Annotated in this window: 15 protein-coding genes; all 15 read left to right on the top strand. The window is 54.5% G+C overall.

Annotation, left to right across the window (positions count from 1 at the left end):
• Positions 1-103 precede the first annotated feature (103 nt).
• The 15 genes from gyrA to RBH33_RS15140 all read left to right on the top strand — a co-directional run bounded on the left by gyrA (position 104) and on the right by RBH33_RS15140 (position 22229).
• Positions 104-2680, top strand: coding sequence for a DNA gyrase subunit A (gyrA, locus tag RBH33_RS15210; protein ID WP_306733071.1), 2577 nt, complete (start codon positions 104-106; stop codon positions 2678-2680).
• A gap of 72 nt (positions 2681-2752) precedes the next feature.
• Entirely contained in the window at positions 2753-3850 is a 1098-nt protein-coding gene (pheA, locus tag RBH33_RS15205; protein WP_306733070.1) for a prephenate dehydratase, read from the top strand.
• A gap of 4 nt (positions 3851-3854) precedes the next feature.
• Positions 3855-6086: a bifunctional prephenate dehydrogenase/3-phosphoshikimate 1-carboxyvinyltransferase gene (locus tag RBH33_RS15200; protein ID WP_306733069.1), complete on the top strand. Its 2232-nt coding sequence runs from the start codon at positions 3855-3857 to the stop codon at positions 6084-6086.
• 512 nt (positions 6087-6598) lie between these two features.
• Positions 6599-7510 (top strand): sulfate adenylyltransferase subunit CysD, encoded by a 912-nt coding sequence (cysD, locus tag RBH33_RS15195; protein WP_306733068.1) that lies wholly within the window; start codon positions 6599-6601, stop codon positions 7508-7510.
• 58 nt (positions 7511-7568) lie between these two features.
• Positions 7569-8978 (top strand): sulfate adenylyltransferase subunit CysN, encoded by a 1410-nt coding sequence (cysN, locus tag RBH33_RS15190; RefSeq protein ID WP_306733067.1) that lies wholly within the window; start codon positions 7569-7571, stop codon positions 8976-8978.
• Positions 8979-9650: 672 nt separating this feature from the next.
• Positions 9651-9935, top strand: a complete 285-nt coding sequence (locus RBH33_RS15185; RefSeq protein ID WP_306733066.1) for a ComEA family DNA-binding protein — start codon at positions 9651-9653, stop codon at positions 9933-9935.
• A gap of 99 nt (positions 9936-10034) precedes the next feature.
• Positions 10035-10739, top strand: a complete 705-nt coding sequence (pyrF, locus tag RBH33_RS15180) for an orotidine-5'-phosphate decarboxylase (protein ID WP_306733065.1) — start codon at positions 10035-10037, stop codon at positions 10737-10739.
• Positions 10740-10786: 47 nt separating this feature from the next.
• On the top strand, positions 10787-11473 hold the full coding sequence (cmk, locus tag RBH33_RS15175; protein ID WP_306733064.1) for a (d)CMP kinase: 687 nt from the start codon (positions 10787-10789) through the stop codon (positions 11471-11473).
• Between the two features lie 232 nt (positions 11474-11705).
• Entirely contained in the window at positions 11706-13061 is a 1356-nt protein-coding gene (locus RBH33_RS15170; RefSeq protein WP_306733063.1) for a phosphohexomutase domain-containing protein, read from the top strand.
• Positions 13062-13135: 74 nt separating this feature from the next.
• Positions 13136-14038: a UTP--glucose-1-phosphate uridylyltransferase GalU gene (gene galU / locus RBH33_RS15165; RefSeq protein WP_306733062.1), complete on the top strand. Its 903-nt coding sequence runs from the start codon at positions 13136-13138 to the stop codon at positions 14036-14038.
• A gap of 41 nt (positions 14039-14079) precedes the next feature.
• Positions 14080-15492: a mannose-1-phosphate guanylyltransferase/mannose-6-phosphate isomerase gene (locus tag RBH33_RS15160; RefSeq protein ID WP_306733061.1), complete on the top strand. Its 1413-nt coding sequence runs from the start codon at positions 14080-14082 to the stop codon at positions 15490-15492.
• A 303-nt stretch (positions 15493-15795) separates the two neighbouring features.
• Positions 15796-17475: a 30S ribosomal protein S1 gene (gene rpsA, locus RBH33_RS15155; protein ID WP_306733060.1), complete on the top strand. Its 1680-nt coding sequence runs from the start codon at positions 15796-15798 to the stop codon at positions 17473-17475.
• Positions 17476-17645: 170 nt separating this feature from the next.
• Positions 17646-18107 (top strand): PH domain-containing protein, encoded by a 462-nt coding sequence (locus tag RBH33_RS15150; protein ID WP_306733059.1) that lies wholly within the window; start codon positions 17646-17648, stop codon positions 18105-18107.
• 1054 nt (positions 18108-19161) lie between these two features.
• Entirely contained in the window at positions 19162-20361 is a 1200-nt protein-coding gene (locus RBH33_RS15145; RefSeq protein WP_306733058.1) for an OprD family outer membrane porin, read from the top strand.
• A 488-nt stretch (positions 20362-20849) separates the two neighbouring features.
• On the top strand, positions 20850-22229 hold the full coding sequence (locus RBH33_RS15140; RefSeq protein WP_306733057.1) for an ABC transporter substrate-binding protein: 1380 nt from the start codon (positions 20850-20852) through the stop codon (positions 22227-22229).
• The last annotated feature ends 45 nt before the right edge of the window (positions 22230-22274 follow it).

Genomic DNA, 22274 nt, shown 5'->3' with positions numbered 1-22274 from the left:
CCCATCCCCGGTAGCCGCGTTCTGTGGCAGCGCTTGAAGCGCTTCACTGGCGCCGGTCGGGCCAGCCTATCAGCCGTCACCATAATAAGGAACGCTGTAGTCCATGGGCGAATTAGCGAAAGAAATTTCACCGGTCAATATTGAAGATGAACTGAAGCAGTCCTACCTCGACTACGCCATGAGCGTGATCGTCGGGCGCGCGCTGCCGGATGTGCGCGATGGCCTCAAGCCCGTACACCGCCGGGTGCTGTTCGCCATGAGTGAGTTGAAAAACGATTGGAACCGCCCGTATTTGAAGTCGGCTCGGGTCGTGGGTGACGTCATTGGTAAATACCATCCCCATGGTGACTCTGCCGTCTACGACACCATCGTGCGTATGGCCCAGCCGTTCTCGCTGCGCTATACCCTGGTGGACGGGCAGGGCAACTTTGGTTCCGTCGATGGTGACAGCGCTGCCGCCATGCGTTACACCGAAATCCGCATGGCCAAGATCGCCCACGATTTGTTGGCGGACCTGGACAAAGAAACCGTTGATTACGTCGACAACTACGACGGCACTGAGCGCATTCCTGAAGTCCTGCCTACCCGTATCCCCAATTTGCTAGTTAATGGTTCTTCGGGTATTGCGGTGGGCATGGCCACCAACATTCCTCCCCACAACCTGAGTGAAGTGGTGCGTGGCTGCCTGGCCTTGATGGATAACGAAGACATCACCATCGACGAGTTGATGGAGTACATTCCAGGCCCGGATTTCCCCACAGGCGCTATTATTAATGGCCGCGCGGGCATAGTGCAGGCTTACCGTACGGGTCGTGGACGCATCTACATTCGCGCCAAGGCGGAAGTCGAGGTGGATCCCAAAACAGGGCGCGAAACCATCATCGTGCACGAAATTCCCTATCAGCTGAATAAGGCGCGCCTGATCGAGCGCATTGCCGAGCTGGTGAAAGAGAAGAAAATCGAAGGCATTAGCGAGCTGCGCGATGAGTCGGATAAAGACGGGATGCGCATCGTCATCGAGGTCAAGCGCAACGAGTCCGGAGAAGTGCTGCTCAACAACCTCTATTCGCAAACCCAGCTGCAAAATGTCTTTGGCATTAATATTGTGGCTTTGGTGGACGGCCAGCCCAGAATCCTTAACCTGAAGGAGCTGCTGGAAGCCTTTGTTCGTCACCGCCGCGAAGTGGTTACCCGGCGCACCGTTTACCTGCTGCGCAAAGCAAGAGAGCGTGGGCACATTCTCGAAGGCTTGGCGGTGGCTATCGCCAATATCGATCCGGTCATCGAATTGATCAAAAGCTCTCCCTCGCCGGCCGAGGCCAAAGAGGCCTTGATGGCTAAAGGCTGGGAAGCGGCCGCCATGAAACCCTTCCTGGAGCGCGCCGGCGAAAACGCCTGTCGCCCGGAAGATCTGGAAGATCAGTTCGGACTGCGGGATGGCGAATACTATCTGTCCCCCGCCCAGGCTCAAGCCATTTTGGAACTGCGCCTGCACCGCTTAACCGGTATGGAGCACAACAAACTGCTGGCGGAATATGAAGAAAAACTGCTGCTGATTGCCGGCTACCTGGAAATTCTGAACAACGTGACCCGCTTGATGGAAGTGATTCGCGAAGAGCTGGAAAGCGTACTGGCCGAGCACGGCGATGAGCGTAAAACCGAAATTGTTGCCTCCACTCTGGATCTGACCACTGAAGATCTGATCAACGAAGAAACCCGCGTAGTGACCCTTTCTCACGGCGGCTACGCCAAGAGTCAGCCGCTGGACGACTATCAGGCGCAGAAGCGCGGCGGCATGGGCCGTTCCGCCACGTCGGTAAAAGACGAAGACTTTGTCGAGCACCTGCTGATTGCCAGCACCCACGATACCATTTTGTGTTTTACCAACGCCGGTAAAGTGTATTGGTTGAAGGTGTATATGATCCCGGTCGCCGGTCGTCAGTCGCGTGGTCGGCCAGTGGTGAATCTTCTGCCGTTGGAGAAAGATGAGCGCATCACTTCCATACTGCCGGTTAAGAGCTACGATGAAGATCACTTTATCTTCATGGCCACCGCCAAAGGTACGGTCAAGAAAACCCCGCTGACTCAGTTCTCCCGTCAGCGCAGCGTCGGCCTTAAAGCCATTGAGCTGGATGAAGGCGACTCGCTGGTTTACACCGCCGTTACCGATGGCAACTGCGATGTGATTCTGTTCGCCAGCAGCGGTAAAGCTGCGCGCTTCCAAGAGTCCAAAGTGCGCTCTATGGGTCGTGTTTCTCGCGGTGTGCGCGGCATTCGTATGGCCGAAGACCAACAAGTCGTGGGTATGGTCATTCCTCAAGAGGGCGGCAAAGTACTGACCCTCAGCGAGCAGGGCTACGGCAAGCGAACTGCAGTGGAGGACTTCCCCACTAAAGGTCGCGGCGCTCAGGGTGTTATCGGTATGCAAACCAGCGAGCGTAACGGCCCGCTGGTGGGTGCAGTCCAGGTGATGGACGGCGAAGAAATCATGCTGATCACCGATCAGGGTACGCTGGTGCGCACCCGTGTGGACGAGGTGTCAGTATTGAGTCGAAATACCCAAGGTGTACGCCTCATCCGCCTGAAGCCCAATGAACATTTGCGTGGCCTCGAGCGTATCGAAGAAGACGAAGACAGTGCCGAAGTACTGGTGGACGAGGGTGGTGACGGAGAGGCTTAATCCCGTCAGGGGGAGGGCACCAGCCGGTGATCTGCCCCTACCATTCTCGCAGGAATTTTGAGATCGAGGTTTATGAACGAAGAGCAAAAGCTGCAGCAGCTGCGCGAACGCATTGACAGCATCGACGATCAAATCGGACATCTGATCTCCGAGCGGGCCAGTTGCGCGCAAGAAGTGGCTGAAGTGAAAAAAGGCCAGGCGGTTGACCCGCAGACGCTGGCGTATTATCGCCCCGAGCGCGAAGCGCAGGTTTTGCGCAAAGCGATGGAGCGCAACCAGGGGCCGCTCAGCAACGAGGAAATGGCGCGCCTGTTCCGCGAAATTATGTCCGCCTGTCTGGCGCTGGAGCAGCCGGTCAAAGTCGCCTATTTGGGCCCTGAAGGTACGTTTACTCAGCAGGCCGCCCTGAAACATTTCGGACACTCGGCTGTGGCCTTACCTTTTTCCGCTATTGACGAAGTCTTTCGCGAAGTGGAAGCCGGGGCGGTTCAGTACGGCGTGGTGCCGGTGGAAAACTCCACCGAGGGCGTGGTTAACCACACCCTCGATAATTTTATGACCTCCAATTTGAAGATTTGCGGCGAAGTGGAGCTGCGCATTCACCACAATTTGTTGATCTCTGACGTCACCAGCGTGAACAGCATCACCCGCATATACTCCCACGCCCAGTCACTGGCCCAGTGTCGCAAATGGCTGGATGCCCACTACCCGAAAGCGGAGCGCGTCGCCGTGAGCAGCAATGCGGAAGCAGCCAAGCGTTTGAAGGGCGAATGGAATGCGGCGGCTATTGCCGGCAGCATGGCGGCTGATCTCTACGGGCTGCAGGTTCTGGCGGAAAAGATTGAAGACGAGCCAGACAACTCCACACGTTTTCTAATCATCGGCGCCCAATCTGTGCCACCCAGCGGTGAGGATAAAACCTCCCTGGTGGTAGCCATGCGCAACGAGCCAGGTGCTTTGCATAATCTGCTCGAACCTTTTCATCGTCGTAATATTGACCTGACTCGGGTCGAATCCCGACCCTCGCGCACTGGCGCTTGGACCTACGTGTTCTTTATCGATTTTTCCGGACACGCCCAGGACCCCGAAGTAACCAAGCTGCTGAAAGAAGTGGCCGAGCGGGCGGCGGACCTAAAGCTGTTGGGTTCCTACCCCAAGGCCGTACTCTAAGCTCATGACCGAACCGCAACCCATTATTAACAAGCTGGTGGTGGTCGGGCTTGGCCTGATCGGCGGCAGTCTGGCCGCGGGTTTAAAGCGCCGCGGCGGTTGTGTCGAAACTATCGGGGTGGTGCGCCGGCCGGATATCGGTACTCAAGCGGTTAAATTGGGCGTAGTGGACCGCGCTTGCGGCTCTCTGGAAGAGGTGGCGAGTGAATTAGGGCAGGGCGATGTGGTGTTTATCTCGGTGCCCACCTTAGCGGTGGCTGAGGTTCTGCAGCAAGCGCGGGACTGTCTCTCTCCCCAAGTAACCATCACCGACGGCGCTAGCGTAAAAGGCAGTGTCGAACGCGCCGCCGAACAGGTGTTTGGCGAAGCGCCGCCCCAGTTGGTGCTTGGTCACCCCATTGCTGGGTCCGAACGCAGCGGTGTGGCGGCGGCCAATCCCGATCTCTACGAGCAACACAGAGTCATCCTAACTCCGCTGGATAATACCGACCCGGAACATCTGGCTCGAGTGATGAAATTGTGGGAGTTCGTTGGAGCGGAAGTGTTGACTATGTCCGTGGCCGAACACGATGAAGTGTTGGGCGCTACCAGTCATCTGCCCCATGCCATAGCGTATTCTCTGGTTGATACTCTGGCCCAGGATATCGGCAATCCCAATATTTTCCGCTACGCGGCCGGGGGCTTCCGGGATTTTACCCGCATTGCTTCAAGCGACCCGGTTATGTGGCATGACATCATGCGCGCCAACAAGGACAGCGTCCTCAACGCCCTGGATTTGTTTGTCGACAATCTGACCCGCCTGCGCACGGCCATCGCCAGCGAGGACAGCGATTATCTACTGGGCGTGTTCACCCGCGCCAAAGCAGCCCGCGACCACTTCACCAACATTCTAGCCAAGAGAGCCTTCGTAAATTCCATGAGCAGTTCTAAAATTGACTACCTGTTGCAGCCGGGAGGCCAAGTAAGCGGCACCATCCGCGTCCCCGGCGATAAGTCCATTTCTCACCGATCCATCATGCTCGGCTCCATCGCCGAAGGTGTGACTGAAGTAGAAGGCTTTCTGGAAGGCGAAGACGCCCTGGCAACCTTACAGGCGTTTCGCGATATGGGCGTGGTGATTGAAGGCCCTGATGAAGGCCGGGTGAAGATTCACGGCGTGGGACTGCACGGGCTCAAAGCGCCCGCCAAGCCACTCTACGTGGGTAACTCCGGCACCACCATTCGACTTCTGTCCGGACTGTTGGCGGGCCAAAAGTTTGATTCAGAAATGAGCGGTGATGAATCCCTGGCTAAGCGCCCCATGGGCCGAGTGGCTGATCCCTTGCGGAGTATGGGAGCGGTTATCGACACCGCTGAAGGTGGCCGGCCGCCGCTGCGCATCAAAGGTGGTCAAACTCTCAAAGCCATTGATTACCCCCTGCCCATGGCCAGTGCCCAAGTGAAATCCTGTGTTTTGCTGGCAGGACTCTACGCCCAGGGCACCACTCGTGTGACTGAACCCGCGCCTACTCGCGATCATACCGAGCGTATGTTGACCGGTTTTGGTTACTCGGTAAAACGCTCCGGTGCCACGGCCGAGCTGACCGGCGGCGGCAAACTGACCGGCTGCAAAATCGAAGTACCCGCGGATATCTCCTCGGCCACCTTTTATATGGTGGCGGCCAGTATCGCGCCCGGTTCAGATCTGACTTTGACGCACGTGGGTATCAACCCGACACGCGTCGGCGTCATCAATATTCTCCGCTTGATGGGCGCTGATCTCACTTTGAGCAACGAGCGTACCGTGGGTGGCGAGCCGGTGGCGGACATTCGCGTGCGTTATGCGCCGCTAAAAGGCATCCAGATTCCGGAAGATCAGGTGCCCTTGGCCATCGATGAATTCCCCGCACTGTTTATCGCCGCGGCCTGTGCAGAAGGTAAAACCGTGCTTACGGGTGCCGAAGAATTACGAGTAAAAGAAAGCGATCGGATTCAAGCCATGGCTGATGGCCTGCAGATCCTAGGCGTTGACGCCCAACCGACGCCGGATGGCATTGTCATCCAAGGTGGTCCAATGGGTGGCGGAGAAGTCGAGACCCATCACGATCACCGCATAGCCATGTCGTTTTCCATTGCGGCGCTGCGTGCTTCTGCGCCCATTCGGGTGAAGGATGCAACCAATGTGGCGACGTCTTTTCCGACCTTCGTGGAGCTAGCCAAGCAAACAGGCATAACCTTAGAAGTAATCGATAGTTAGCGATTGGGGGGCTGATCCCCTATAATAGCGCGCTTTTAGCGGGGCCATTCACAATTGCAACGCGAAAAAAGATGCAGGCACAAAGCGGTGGTTGGAGAGCAGAAGTTCGTGACCGAGCGCCATTTATCGTAGGAAAACCGACCGAAGGTGATGCACCTCGAAGCGGCGGTTGGGGAGAAGGGGTCTGTGACCGTCGCCGACAGGAAGTCGGCGTCGAGCCCCCAGGGAAGGGTTTACGGCGTGTCACAGACCCCTTCTCCCCAATCGGCGCGGACCGTCTGGAGCGCGAGGTGCTTCGTAGTGTGTACAGGCCTCACCCAGGGGGCTTTCTGAAAACGCGTGAACCCATCCATGGGGCTCCCGCGCTTCTTCCTGAAGCGAGGGTTTCAGAAAGCCCCCTGGGTAAGGCCCTAAGCGGCCAGCTGCTGGCTGCTCACTCACGTAGCTGAAGTAGTTTCGGTATGACGATGATCAACTGAAACCGATACAAAATCCAACTGACAGAGAACAGCATGTCTGAGCAATACAAACTGACTCATTTGAAGCAGCTGGAAGCCGAGAGCATCCACATTATTCGGGAAGTGGCTGCCGAGTTCGACAACCCGGTAATGCTTTACTCCGTGGGCAAAGATTCAGCGGTGATGGCACACCTCACCCGAAAAGCCTTCTACCCCGGCAAGCCCCCGTTCCCGCTCCTGCATGTGGATACCACCTGGAAATTCCGGGAAATGATCGAATTCCGCGACCGCCTGATGAAAGACTTAGGTTGGGACCTGATCGTGCACACCAATCAGGAAGGGGTAGACATGGGCGTGGGCCCGTTTACCCACGGCAGCGCCAAGCACACTGACATCATGAAAACCCAAGCCCTCAAGCAGGCGCTAAACAAATATGGTTTCGATGCCGCATTTGGCGGTGCTCGGAGGGACGAAGAAAAATCCCGGGCCAAAGAACGCGTCTATTCCTTCCGCGACAAACACCACCGGTGGGATCCAAAGAATCAGCGTCCTGAGTTGTGGAACATTTACAACGGTCGGGTCGATAAAGGCGAAAGCATCCGCGTGTTTCCTCTGTCCAACTGGACTGAGCTGGACATCTGGCAGTACATCCATTTAGAAAATATTCCCATCGTCCCCTTGTACTTCGCCGCCAAGCGTCCGGTGGTGGAGCGCGACGGCACTTTGATTATGGTCGATGACGATCGTATGCCCATTGAGCCCGGCGAAAAAATCCAACACAAGATGGTGCGCTTCCGCACGCTTGGCTGTTACCCACTGACCGGCGCCGTGGAATCCGAAGCGACCACCTTGCCGGAAATCATTCAGGAAATGTTGTTAACCCGTACCTCCGAACGCCAGGGGCGAGTCATCGATCACGATAGCTCCGGTTCCATGGAGAAGAAAAAGCAGGAAGGGTATTTTTAATACCGCCAGCACAGTAAACCGGGATACCCAACGAGCCACGAACATTTGAGACAGCACCATGAGCCACCAGTCTGACCTGATCGCTACCGATATTGACGCTTACCTTGCCCAACATGAGCAAAAAGAGCTGCTGCGCTTGCTGACCTGCGGCAGCGTGGACGACGGCAAGAGCACCTTGATTGGCCGTTTGTTGCACGACTCCAAAATGATCTACGAAGATCAACTGGCCTCAGTGCGCTCCGACAGCACCAAACACGGCACTACCGGCGAAAAAATCGATCTGGCTTTGCTGGTGGATGGCCTACAGGCGGAGCGAGAGCAGGGCATTACCATTGATGTGGCCTACCGTTATTTCTCCACCTCCAAGCGCAAGTTCATCATTGCCGATACACCGGGGCACGAGCAATACACTCGTAACATGGCGACCGGCGCTTCTACCTGCTCGTTGGCCATTATTCTGATTGACGCCCGGCACGGGGTTGTGACCCAAACGCGTCGCCATAGCTACATCGCTTCGCTGCTCGGTATTAAGCATATTGTTGTTGCCGTCAACAAAATGGATTTGAAGAACTTCGACGAGCAGGTGTACGAAGACATCAAGGCGGATTATCTAAAGTTTGCTCAGAAGCTGGGCGCGCCAGACATTCATTTTGTACCCATCTCCGCGTTGGACGGGGACAATGTGGTCAACCGCAGCGAGCGGTCGCCTTGGTATAAGGGCGAAACCCTGATGGAAATTCTGGAGAGCGTCCCTGTCGCGGCGGACAAGAATCTGGAGCAGTTCCGCTTTCCCGTCCAATACGTCAATCGCCCGAATCTTAACTTCCGGGGTTTTTGCGGCACCATCGCTTCCGGTATTGTAAAGCCTGGTGACGAGGTTAAAGCTCTGCCTTCCGGTAAGACCAGTAAAGTTAAGTCCATTGTCACCTATGACGGTGATCTGGATGAAGCCTTTGCCGATCAGTCGGTCACCCTCACACTGACCGACGAGATCGATGTCAGCCGCGGCGATATGTTGGTGCACGTTGACGATCTGGTCGCGCAAACCAACCATCTGAAAGCCAATCTGGTTTGGATGATCGACAAGCCCTGCACGCCGGGGACGGAGTACCTGTTCAAGTTTGCAACCAAGGTGGTTGGCGGCCAAGTAGAAGCCATCGATTATCAAGTGGACGTAAACACCCAGGAGCATCAGCCAGCGGAAAAGCTGCAACTGAATGACATCGCCGTGGTGCGCGTGGCACTGAGTCAGGCTGTAGTAGTGGAACGGTATCAAGATAACCGCACCACGGGCGCATTCATTGTGATTGATCGGCTGACCAATCTGACCGTGGGCGCCGGCATGGTGATAGAAGGGTTGGCTGAAACACGCGCGGACAACAAGCCTTACAGCGAATTTGAACTGGAGTTTAATGCCCTGGTTCGTAAGCACTTCCCGCACTGGGGTGCCAAAGATATTTCTCGCTAGTGGGATTTAGAAAACGTCGTTTGTTGCTGAGCGGGGACAGAAAGAATCCTCATTAGGTATGCTTCGAGGCTGAAAAACTCCAAACTCGTCATCCCCGCGAAAGCGGGGATCCAGCTTTTAAGGCTGAGTTGTACCCTCCATGGATTCCCACTTCCGCGCACTGTTGTTTAATCGAACAACTACTTCGTAAGCAAGTTCTCGGGCCGTGCAGGGTGAGTGTTCAGCAAACGTCGTAAACCCTTCCCTGGGGACTGCCTCAAAAGGTCCCTCTTTTGAGGCTTGCTGAACACTCACCCTGCACGGCCCCCCCCCCTTGCATCAGGCCATCAAGTTCTTTTCCAATCTCCACCGCCATTGCCAGCGACAGTGGGGAATCCAGGTAGAATGAGGTGGTTTAGGCTAAGGAGGCGATTCCCGGAGGCTTTTCGAAGCTCTCACTAGAGGGAACTTGCGGCCGGCGCCCGGTGGGAGAGTCCCATGGGCGGCTCGCACGGACAGGGATTCAGGGTTGGGGGCGAACAGCTGGCGCATATTTCCGTGGGATATGTCGTACAGAAAATTCAGACTTTTCTGGCTTGTCAGCCTTAGTGCGGATGAATAATCTGAATAGGCGCAGAGGGAAGTCGCGCCATTCATACATCCTAACTAATACAATCCGAAAAGGAGTTCGTTATGAAAAAAGTCATCTCCCTAGTTTTCTCCCTGTTTCTATTCTGTGCCCTGGCTCCAATGGCCGCTGCGGATGAAGCACCAGCCGCGCTTGAAAGCGTTAACATTAACAGTGCCGATGTCGAAACCCTGGTAACCTTAAGCGGCATTGGGCCCGCGCGCGCTGAAGCCATCATCGCCTGGCGCGAAGCCAATGGTGACTTTGTCAGTGTCGACCAATTGGTAGAAGTCCGCGGTATCGGCGAGTCCACAGTAGAGGCTAATCGAGAGGTTTTAAGTGTCGAGTGACGCGCGTAGCGTAAGATAAAGCTGCACTACAGCCTCAAGTTTGTTTTAATTGCAGCCTGAACCCACTGGGTTCAGGCTGCTTTTGTTTGGAGAGGGTGGATGAGAGACATAATAGCGCCGCGCTTAATCGTGGCTATGGATTACGATAACGCTGCAGATTGTGTAGCCATGGCTCGGCGATTGAGTCCGGAATACTGCCGTCTCAAAGTAGGAAAAGAGCTGTTTACAGCCGCTGGCCCAGCGCTGGTTGAGCAACTGATGAACCTGGGGTTCGACGTATTCCTGGACCTGAAATTTCACGATATCCCCAACACCACCGCCGGGGCCGTCAAAGCGGCGGCTGAGCTCGGTGTTTGGATGGTCAATGTCCATGCCTCCGGCGGCGAACGAATGCTGGTTGCGGCGCGGGAGCGCCTGGAGCAGGTGCGCGGTTCACGCCCGCTATTAATTGGCGTAACAGTGCTGACCAGTATGGACGAAGCCGAATTGCGCTCCCTGGGTGTCGAACGGACGCCGGAGCAGCAGGTCCTGCATTTGGCCCAGCTAAGTCAGCGTTGTGGCTTGGACGGCGTGGTCTGCTCAGCTCGCGAAGCCACAACCTTACGCAACCAGCTAGGCCCGGATTTTTGTTTAGTGACTCCCGGTATCCGGCCAGAGGGTTCGCCAGCGGATGATCAGCGACGTACCATGACCCCCGCTGAGGCCATTGCTGCGGGAAGCCATTACCTGGTGGTGGGTCGACCCATCACTCGGGCAGAGGATCCGGCCGCCACTTGCCGTACAATGATTGAATCGCTGGTATAACGATTACCCCGAGTTCATCGTTCACAGAATTACAAAGGAAATCGAGTTTGAATAGCCATAACAGCTTAGCCCAGGTCGTGACCATTGATGGACCCAGCGGCTCCGGGAAAGGCACCTTGAGCCAGTTGCTGGCACAAAACCTTAACTTTCATTTGCTCGACAGTGGTGCACTTTACCGTCTGGTAGCTCTAGCAGCCATCAGTCAAGGCGTTGACCCGCAAGCGCAAGATAAAGTGGCCGAACTGGCAGCCAACCTCGACGTCGAGTTTGATGTCAGCGGCAAAGATATGCGAATCCGCCTAGCCGGCCGCGACGTCACGGCTGCAATCCGTACAGAAGAGGTCAGTCGCGTGGCATCCATCGTCGCGGCTCTTCCTCCGGTGCGGAATGCATTGCTGCAGCGGCAGCGGGATTTTCGCCAGGCCCCGGGACTGGTCGCCGATGGCCGTGACATGGGTACGATGGTTTTTCCTGACGCTGAGGTGAAGATATTTCTCACCGCCAGCCCCGAAGCCCGAGCCGAGCGCCGCTACAAGCAACTGCAAGAGCGCGGGGAGTGGGTGGACATGGCACAGTTGGTAGAAGATATTCGAACTCGCGATCAGCGCGACAGCGAGCGCAGCGTTTCACCCCTGAAGCCAGCCGATGATGCGTATATTTTGGACAGTACTGATATGAGCATAGGTCAGGTATTGGCGGCCATGCTGGCGCGTGTGGAAGAGGCTAAACGCTAAATTTTTGGGGCCTAGGCATAGACGCTTTGGTGGAAGGGAAAGGATACCCTGCGTTTTGAGACACGCTGTAAATACATCCTTGTACGCTCCGCGTCGGCTTCCTGCCTCCGAGGGTCTCAAAACGCAGGGTATCCTTTCCCTTAAAGCTGGGAGGTTGGGTTCAGCTCGCGAAGCATCTTTGCACCGCCCTTGTAAGGTAACTTCAAATCTAACGCATAAGGATGGGGAACAAATGACCTTAACCTGTTTTAAAGCTTACGACATTCGCGGCAAATTGGGCGAAGAGCTAAACGAAGACATCGTCTATCGTATCGGCCGTGCCTACGCTCGTTTTCTCAAACCCAAAACTGTCGTCGTAGGCGGCGACATGCGCCTCACCAGTGAGTCCCTCAAGCAGGCCGTAGCGCGCGGTCTTCAGGATGAAGGCGCCGATGTTATCGATATTGGCTTGTGCGGCACCGAAGAAATTTACTTCGCCACCAGCCATCTGAAAACCGACGGTGGCATTGTCATTACCGCCAGCCACAATCCCATGGATTACAACGGCATGAAAATGGTGCGGGAAGGCTCCCGGCCAATCAGTGGCGACACCGGCCTGAACGATATTAAACACATGGCTGAGGTTAACGACTTTGGCGAGCCTGCAGCGGGTGCACGGGGCAGCTATCGCCAGGAAAGTGTCCTAGACGCCTATGTGCAACACCTGCTGAGCTACATTGACGTAAGCCAACTCAAGCCCATGAAACTGGTAGTGAACGCCGGTAATGGTGCCGCGGGGCATGTGATTGACGCCCTGGAGCCTCACCTGCCATTCGAGTTTGTGAAAGTTCATCATCAGCCCGACGGCAACTTCCCCAACGGCATCCCCAACCCCTTGCTGACCGAAAACCGCGCGGCTACCAGTGACGCCGTTATCGAAGCCAAGGCGGATATGGGTATTGCCTGGGACGGCGATTTTGATCGCTGCTTCTTGTTTGACGAAACCGGCGCTTTTACCGAGGGTTACTACATCGTCGGCCTGCTTGCCGAGGCTTTCCTGATCAAAAACCCCGGCAGCAAGGTCATTCACGACCCGCGCCTGATCTGGAACACCATCGATATTGCCGAGAACAACGGCGGCACCGCCATCCAATCAAAAACGGGCCACTCGTTTATTAAAGAGCGTATGCGCAACGAAGATGCCATTTACGGCGGCGAGATGAGCGCACACCACTACTTTCGCGATTTTGCCTACTGCGATTCCGGTATGATCCCCTGGCTTCTGGTAGCCGAGTTGATTTGCCGTAAGAACAAACCTCTGTCAGAGTTGCTGGAAGACTGTATCGCTCGCTTCCCGTCTCCGGGCGAAATCAACAGCAAAGTAGAAGATCCACCCAAGGCCATTAAGCGTGTTCTTGAGCACTACCGGTCCGAAGCAAAAAACATCGATGAAACCGATGGCATTAGCATGGAGTTTGATAAGTGGCGCTTCAACCTGCGCATGTCCAACACTGAACCGGTGGTGCGTTTGAACGCTGAGAGCCGAGGTGATGCCAAGCTGGTGCAGGAGAAAACCAACGAGGTGTTGGCGTTGCTAAACCAAAACTAACGTCAACCCTTTGCCTAAACCGCCGGCACAGGCGGGGCAACTAATAGAAACAGTAGACACCAAAGGAGTATGCAATGCTGATCAAAAAAGCGGTAATCCCCGTGGCGGGCTTGGGCACCCGGATGCTGCCGGCCACCAAGGCGATTCCCAAAGAAATGCTGCCGGTCGTAGACCGGCCGTTGATCCAATACGTTATTGAAGAAGCCGCCGCGGCGGGTATCAAGGAAATTGTGCTGGTCACCCACGCCAGTAAAAATTCCATAGAAAACCACTTCGATACCAGTTTTGAGCTCGAAGCCCAGCTTGAAGCGCGTCTCAAGCGCTCACTTCTAGAAGAGGTGCGCTCCATCACTCCTCCAGGTCTGACCATCATTTCCGTTCGTCAGGCGGAAGCCAAAGGCCTGGGTCACGCAATCCTCTGTGCTCGATCGGTAGTGGGTGAAGAGCCGTTTGCGGTTCTGCTGCCGGACGTGCTGATCGACAAACACAAGTCCAACCTGCGTAAAGACAACTTGGCGGGAATGACCCGTCGTTTCCACGAGACTGGCCATAGTCAGATTCTGGTGGAAGAAGTGCCCTGGGAGAAAGTGAACAAGTACGGCGTGGTGGATTGCTCGGGCGTCAAGCTGGAGCAGGGCGAAAGCGCACCCTTGGCTGCCATGGTGGAGAAACCACATCCGGACGATGCGCCTTCCAATATGGCCATTGTCGGTCGCTACGTGCTGTCCGCACGGACCTGGGATCTGCTGGCCAAAACCCAACCCGGAGCAGGCAATGAAATTCAATTGACCGATGCGGTAGACCAGCTATTGCAGTCCGAAACCGTGGAAGCCTACCGCCTCACCGGCCGGAGCCACGACTGCGGTTCAAAAATGGGTTATATGAAAGCTAATGTAGAATACGGGCTACGTCACCCGGAACTGGCCGAGGATTTTCGGGCCTACTTAGAAGCTCGGGCTACGGCCTCCAGCGAGTAATACGCGAGTTATTGTACGCAAGAGAATAGAGGAAACATCTTTTGATCATACCGGTAATTCTCGCGGGTGGCTCAGGCACTCGCCTCTGGCCTTTATCCCGGCAACACTACCCCAAGCAGCTGTTAAAGCTGTTTGGGGATCGCACCATGTTGCAACAAACCCTGTTGCGTCTGGAAGGGCTGCCCGACCTAGGCGACCCTGTGGTGGTGTGCAACGAGGAGCACCGGTTCATGGTGGCTGAACAGCTTCAGGAAATCGGGCAGTCCAAAGCCGCTATCCTGTTGGAGCCTCTGGCCCGCAACACTGCCCCGGCACTGGCATTGGCGGCGGTTAAAGCTCAGACCATGGCCGAGAATCCCACCTTGCTGGTACTGGCCGCTGATCACGTAATCAACGACGTGCCTCTGTTTCATCAGGCCGTGGCAACGGCCGTTTCGGCTGCAGAGGCCGGGCACTTGGTCACCTTTGGGGTTGAGCCGACGCGGCCCGAGACCGGCTACGGTTATATCAAGACTCAGCATGACAAAGGCGCTCAGAGCTATTTCCCAGTGCAGCAGTTTGCCGAAAAGCCGGATCTGGCCACGGCGCAAAGCTACCTGGCGCAAGGCGGCTACTACTGGAATAGCGGTATGTTCGTGTTCCAGGCCGAGGGCTTTTTGGCGGAGCTGGAGTCTTATTCCCCGGATGTGTTGGCCGCTGCGCAAAAATCCTACCAGGAAGCGGTCTCCGACCTGGATTTCGTGCGGGTCGATCGGGATGCCTTTGCGGCCGCACCCAATATCTCCATTGATTACGCGGTTATGGAAAACAGCGAAAAAGTCGTGTGCGTACCGTTTACCGCTGGCTGGAGCGATGTGGGCTGCTGGCAGTCCTTTTGGGAGCTGTCAGACAAGGACGAGCAGGGCAACAGTTTTGTGGGCGACAGCATTGACGTGGGCTCCACCGACACTCTGGTGTTCTCCCAGGACAAACTGGTCGCTACCATCGGCGTAAACAACCTGATGGTGATCAATACCCCCGACGCGGTTCTGGTCGCCGACAAGAGCGCCGCTCAAGAGGTTAAGGCCGTCATCGCCAAGATTCAGCAGCAAAACCGCACCGAGCACCTGCAGCACCGGGAAATCTACCGTCCCTGGGGCTGTTACGACTCCGTTGACGAAGGCACCCGCTATCAGGTCAAGCGGATCACTGTGAAGCCCGGTGCACGACTCTCACTGCAAATGCATTACCACCGTGCCGAGCATTGGATTGTTGTACGGGGTACCGCCGAGGTGCAGAAGGGCGATGAAACTCTGTTGTTGTCGGAGAACGAGTCCACCTTTATTCCCGTGGGCATGCGCCATCGCCTGAGTAATCCCGGGAAAATCCCCCTGGAACTTATCGAAGTGCAGTCCGGCCCCTACTTGGGTGAGGACGATATCCAGCGCTTCGACGACAATTACGGTCGAAGTTAAGATTCTCAACGCACTTTCCTCAGCCGCTTAAAAAGGGCGAGCCGAACGCCGGAAATAGGGCGTTCGGCGCTGTTTCGGCCTGTTTTCCCGCCTATTGCTTGAATCCTACCCTCGAATCTGCTAGCCTGCCGCGCTTGCTGGATAGTGTCTGTATGACGAAATCCGCAAAAAGACAGGTGGGCTGGCGTGCCAGCTAAGAAGGCCCTCCTGTTTTTAACTCACTGGCCCGTACGACTGGCCGTACGGTAAACCGGACAGCGACTGTGTTGTTGAGCCGGGTCCTACTGATAGGTAAATATGAGCATGAGCGAAAGTTTTGCTGAACTGTTTGAAGAGAGCTTAAAGTCGGTTGATATGCAACCCGGCACCATTGTTACCGGTGTTGTGATCGACCTCGATAAGGACTGGGTAACGGTCCACGCCGGCCTGAAGTCCGAAGGTGTTATCCCCACTAACCAGTTCCTGAATGAGCAAGGTGAGCTGGACATCCAAATCGGCGACGAAGTACAAGTTGCCCTGGAATCAGTGGAAGACGGTTTCGGTGAAACCCGCCTCTCTCGCGAAAAAGCCAAACGCGCCGAAGCCTGGAAAGTCCTGGAAGCGGCTCACAGTGCCGACGAAGTGATCAAAGGCATTATCAACGGCAAAGTAAAAGGTGGCTTCACGGTGGATGTATCCGGCATCCGCGCTTTCCTGCCAGGTTCTCTGGTAGATGTGCGCCCGGTACGTGATACCGCTCACCTGGAAAACAAAGAGCTGGATTTTAAAGTTATCAAGCTGGACCAGCGCCGCAACAACGTCGTGGTTTCTCGCCGCGCCGTACTGGAGCAGGCGAACTCGGAAGAGCGTGAAGAACTGCTGGCCAATCTGCAGGAAGGTATGGCGATCAAAGGTATCGTCAAAAACCTTACCGACTACGGTGCCTTTGTGGACCTGGGCGGTGTTGACGGCCTGCTGCACATTACCGATATGGCCTGGAAGCGTATCAAGCATCCGAGCGAAATCGTGAATGTTGGCGACGAAATTGACGTGAAAGTGCTCAAGTTCGACCGCGAGCGCAACCGCGTTTCCCTGGGTCTGAAGCAACTGGGCGAAGATCCTTGGGTGCAAATCACCAACCGTTACCCCGAAGGCGCGCGCGTTAAAGCCACCGTGACTAACCTCACGGACTACGGCTGCTTCGCCGAGCTGGAAGAAGGTGTGGAAGGTCTGGTTCACGTATCCGAAATGGATTGGACCAACAAGAACATCCACCCATCCAAGGTTGTAAACCTGGGTGACGAAGTAGAAGTTATGATCCTGGACATCGACGAAGAACGTCGTCGTATCTCCCTGGGCATGAAACAGTGCCAGGAAAATCCCTGGGACGCTTTCGCACGCACTTACGCCAAAGGCGACAAGATCAGCGGCAAGATCAAGTCCATCACTGACTTCGGCATCTTCATCGGCCTGGAAGGCGGTATCGACGGTCTGGTTCACTTGTCTGACATCTCCTGGCACGAAACTGGCGAAGAAGCCGTACGCAAGTACAAGAAAGGCGACGAGCTGGAAACCGTAGTCCTGGCCATTGATCCCGAGCGAGAGCGTATCTCCCTGGGCATCAAGCAGTTGGAAACGGATCCTTTCTCAGAGTACGTGGCTGAGAACGACAAAGGCACCGTAGTGAAAGGCACCGTTAAGGAAGTGGACGCCAAAGGCGCTATCGTTACCTTGGCGGAAGATGTTGAAGCCACGCTGAAGGCCTCTGAACTGAGCCGCGAGAAAGTAGAAGACGCGACTAAAGTTCTGAATGTTGGCGATGAAGTAGAAGCCAAGATCATTGTTGTGGATCGCAAAAACCGCACCATCAACTTGTCAGTCAAGTCCAAGGACGTGGCTGAAGAGAAAACCGCTGTCAAAGAGCACAGTTCTAAGCAGGCTGAGAAAGCACAGCCCGCTACACTGGGTGATTTGATCAAGGCGCAGATGGAAAACAAGGACTAAGTCGTCCGAGTTTAGCGTTAAAAAAGGCCGGCATTTTGCCGGCCTTTTTTTATGCGCCACGTTCCCGTTTTGCCTCCCAGTCCACCTCTTGCATTCCCTCACAACTTCTTTCATAGTCAAAGCGTGTCCAGTGTGTTTGCTCACCTCAAAGGAAAGCCGAGGAGACTAGGATGGGGAATGTACTTGTTGAGCTCAGGCCGGCGTGGAGAAACTATTGGTTCGGGTTTTTGCTTGCCGCCGTTTTTTTGTTTTTGTCGCTGGGATCTGTTCTAACCGGCCAGGGCAGAAACATCTTTAACATCAGTCCATGGTTCTGGTTAATAGCTTCCGTGCTGGTGCTCGGGTTTGTCATATTCAAACGCTTCAGTTGGAAGTTTACCGTCAACGACAGTCGCGTTTCCCGCCACTATGGTTTAGTTTCCCGCAATCAACAAAGCGTAAGAATCAGAGACTTGCGCAGTATCGAGCTGGACCAAAGTCTCTTTCAACGCCTGTTCGGAACCGGTAATCTAGCGTTCTACTCTGCCGGTTCTGCAGCCGCTGAAGTCACTTTCGTAGGCATTAAAGACCCTGGTGTATGGCGCGATAAAATTGACGACGCTATGGATAGGTTGAAAGATTCTGAAGAATAAGAACCTGGATTTTTTTTGAAGGCTTTGGCCGAGCGCTGCGAGCGGAGCAGACACGCCCGGACATACGTCCGTGTAGATACTCTGTTCCAAGTCAAGCTTCCATATGCTCCTCACTGAACAGCAGTGAGGAGTCGAAAGCGGTTTCATTCTTAATTCAAGCCCACATTCCCGTCAGATATTTTCTCATCACTGCGCGTTGAGCCTGGATCTTCTTCTTGCCCCGAGCAACTAACGAGTCATAAAAGGCTTTTGCTCGAGGATCATGGCGCCCTGCATCACCCTCACGGCAACCACTGCGACGATCACGGACTCGATACTAGTTGTGGATTAAACGACTTATGGAGAAGTGTTTGACCGGCCCAGTGCTACTTGCTTGGCGTGAGTAATTCCGCACTCTTACCCCACTGGCTGTGGCTTCGATTACCCATCCCGCTTCTGGAGCTGCCGTCAAGGAGAACCAGCCGCAATGCCCGAGACGCTAATGCGTTCGCGCTACAGAGCTTTTGTGCAGGGCCTAACGGACCTGCAACACGCTTATATTCACCCACCCTTCCGAAAACCCTCGGCCTTAGCGGCTCTTCCCAGTGGGCTTAGTTACAGGTTTTGAGTGCCTGTGAGCAGAGTGACAAGGATCAGGTACATTTCCGCGCGCCTTATCATGCCGGTAGTGCCTCATGAACGCTACAGCGGCCAAATGCTTGTACTAATTGTCCTAGTCGGGAGATTTCAAGCGTTCCAAGAATAGACCACTAATATCGAGATCGTCCCTAATTGTTGCAAAAAAAAGAATGCTTGAACATTTTTTGGAGGAAAACCTGTGACCAAAAAGTTAAACAAAACAAATGAAATACAACGCGTTAGTTGACGTTTGTGGTGGCGTTATGATGGTTGGCACAAAAATAGCAGATTTTACTGCGAGCCATATTGCCATGTTAGTACAAGTTGACTCGAGACAGCTTCGCTGTCATTGACCACCACCAGACCAACCTCAACCACCTTTAGCTTGAGGGAATTGAGGGCGTTAATACCATTCAATTGAAATCGAGGAGCTAGTATGAAAGTCAAAAAAATGGGCATGGCGCTGGCGCTGGGTATGGGATGTCCTTGCATCGCTTACGCAGCGCCGGATCTTAAGTCCGCCTTCAGTGAAGGAACAGTCAGCGGGAATATTCGTTCCTATTACAACATGCGTGAGTTCGACCAGCGTCCAGATCAAACCGGGCTAGCGGTAGGTGGTTTGCTCCGTGCAGAAACAGCCAGATTGGGGTTTTTCAAGATGGGTGTTGGCTACTATACCGCACAAGATCTTGGTCTGAACGCAAGTGATCCGGCTGAAGTAGATGGTCGGATGGGAAGCGATCTGGAGGTTCTCGGGGAGGCGTACTTTAACTTGGCCGCCGGATCCAGCGCGCTCACTGTCGGGAGACAGAGAATTGCGACGCCCATGGCGAACCCCAGTGATGCCTTCATTATCCCCATTACTTACGAGGGGGTAAGTTTTTCCAACAAGAGCATTGCCAATGTCTCATTGGAGGCGAGCTACATTACCCGGGTAAAAATGCGGAATAGTGACCAGTTCGTCAATGTCGGAACCTGGTCTACTGGTCGCTACGGTGTCGAACAGGAGGAAACGGCGGGAACCCTAATTCTTGGGGCCAGGTACAACAATGCGGGGCTTTCGATTTCCGGCTGGTACTATGACTTTGACGACTTGTTCAGTACCTTCTACGGTCATGCTGGGTACACGTTCGGTGGGAGTTTGGCTCCCTTTGTGGAAGTTCAATACGGAACCCAAAGTGAAAGTGGCGACGCCCTCTTGGGGGAGGTAGATTCCACGATGTTTGGGGTACAAGGTGGGCTATCCTTTAACCGGGCGAGGCTTGTCGTTGGCTACAATAATGTGGCTGAGGAGCCCGGCAGCGTCAACAATGGGGCTTTCCTGGCGCCATACAACTTTTCGACTGGACCAATGTTTACCAACAATATGCTGGAAACAATGGAAAATTCTGACGCGGGAGATTCCTTCAAGGTTTCCTTGTTTTATACATTTCCAAACCTTGATATCAAACTTAGTTACGCGGTATTCGACTACAAGAACGCCGTTGACCGAAATGCGACGGATTTTGACGTTACGTACAATCTCGGCGGGTTTGTGGAAGGTCTGTCCCTTAGATACCGCATGGAAATCGTTTCGGCTGACGTTAGTGCTGCAGAACATTCTGACCATCGATTCCAGCTGCAGTACGTCTTCTAGTCAGTGAACTCCGCTACTTGATCGGAAGAAGCAACAGATAGCTGGAGCTATTTGTTGCTTTCTGACGATCCTCTCCCCTCTTGCAAGACTGGTTCTTTGTTGGCATTAACCGCTCGAGTTTCCTCTCTCGTTAAATGAAGGTGGGCGCATAGAAAGCGCCTGAATGTCCCTATCCCGTAGTTGTCCTCTTGTACTGCTCAACATCGACGCGCCTGGTCTAGATGCACTGCGATGGCACTCCATTCTGGTCTTGGCTGCACTGTGTGGGAGCCTTTTTGAAGGTGCTGCCGAGAACGGTTCAGATGACGCCATCCTATTCCTGGCGAAAAAATTCTCTAAGAAATAAGCACTTAAGCATAACTTGGTGGCCCGCTTAGAGCCAATGGCACGACAAATGCAACTCTAATGGTGGTGGTCATAACATAGCAATACAAGTTGAGCCAAGCTGTCTGGCATTACTCAATCTAATCCAATTAAGGGGAAATGAAATGTCAATCTATAAGAGATTAGTAGCAGCGCTGCTATTGTCAGTCATGGCCGTGTCGGTACAGGCCGAGACAATTCGTATTGCTATCGGTCACCAAAGTATGTGCACCGATACCTACACAGCCGGTATTGTGGTCAAGGAGCTGAAGCTTCTGGAAAAGCATTTGCCCACAACGGGGAAGTACAAGAACGCGAAGTACGATATCAGCTGGAGCGACTATTCCTCCGGCGGACCAATTACCAACCAGATGATGGCTAACCGCCTCAACTTTGGCGTGATGGGGGATTATCCGCTGATCGTTAACGGTGCCAACTTCCAGAAAACCGACTCAATTCGGACCAAGTACATAGCTGGTACAGGCTACAACCTGAAAGGCAGTGGTAACGCCATTGTGGTTCCGGTTGCATCCGATATTTATCAGCTTGAAGACCTAGTCGGGCGTGAAGTTTCGGTCCCTGTCGGAAGCGCGGCCTGGGGCATGCTGCTCAAAGCCATGCAGGATGCTGAAATTTCCAGCAGCCAGTATGTCTTGAAGAATCAGAGCCCCGCGGTGGGTGCGGCCAACATTGCCGCGGGTCGAATCGATGCACACGCCGACTTCTGCCCCTGGTCAGAACTCATGGAGTTCCGCGGTACAGCCCGGAAAATCTACGATGGCAGCGAGACCGGCATTCCTTACCTTCACGGCGTGGTAGTTCGGCAGGATTTCCTGGACAAATATCCGGAAGTGGCCGTCGCCTTTGTGAAGGCGATACATGAAGCGGGAGAATGGATACGCGAAGACCCGATGCGAGCGGTTGAGAAAATGGAAGGTTGGACTGGCGTAGAGAAAGAAGTCCTGTACATATACTTCTCTGAAGGTGGCCACCTGACCCTAGAGCCTAGCATCAAAGACAAATGGGTGGATGCATTGAAGTTCAACCATGGAGTCCTTGCCAAAGAGATGGATATAGCCCCCCTGGATTTTGACGAGTGGATCACTGAGGAGTATCTCATCCAGGCCTACAAGGAACTGGGTATCGATTACCTCAAGCTAAAGGAATCCATTGTTGACCCGGTTGAAGCAAACGTAGGGCGGCCAATGGAAATCTGGCACTCACGGGACGGAATTTCTACCTACGAAACATTCCCCGAGTTTCTATCGGCGATTGCAAGCTTTCAAGATACCGGAGCAAAACTTAATGCCAGCTACGTTTACGACAAGGAAACCGGCCTGAAACTGTTTGGGAAGACGGCCTTTTTCGTCAAGAACAGTGAGGGGTTCACAACCTTTCTGCGCAAGCCAGAGGCGGATGCTTATGCGGCTAAGACAGAAGGCGTCGTGATGGACCTTAATGGCGCCATTGAAACCCAAAGAGAGCTTCTCGCCTCAGTAGACTAGAACCATGATGCCAGGCTGCCCTCCTTACGGGCAGCCTGATTTCAG

This window comes from Marinimicrobium hydrolyticum, assembly GCF_030848505.1.
Lineage (GTDB): Bacteria > Pseudomonadota > Gammaproteobacteria > Pseudomonadales > Cellvibrionaceae > JAVDDU01.
This window is presented reverse-complemented; position numbering and strand designations above follow the sequence as displayed.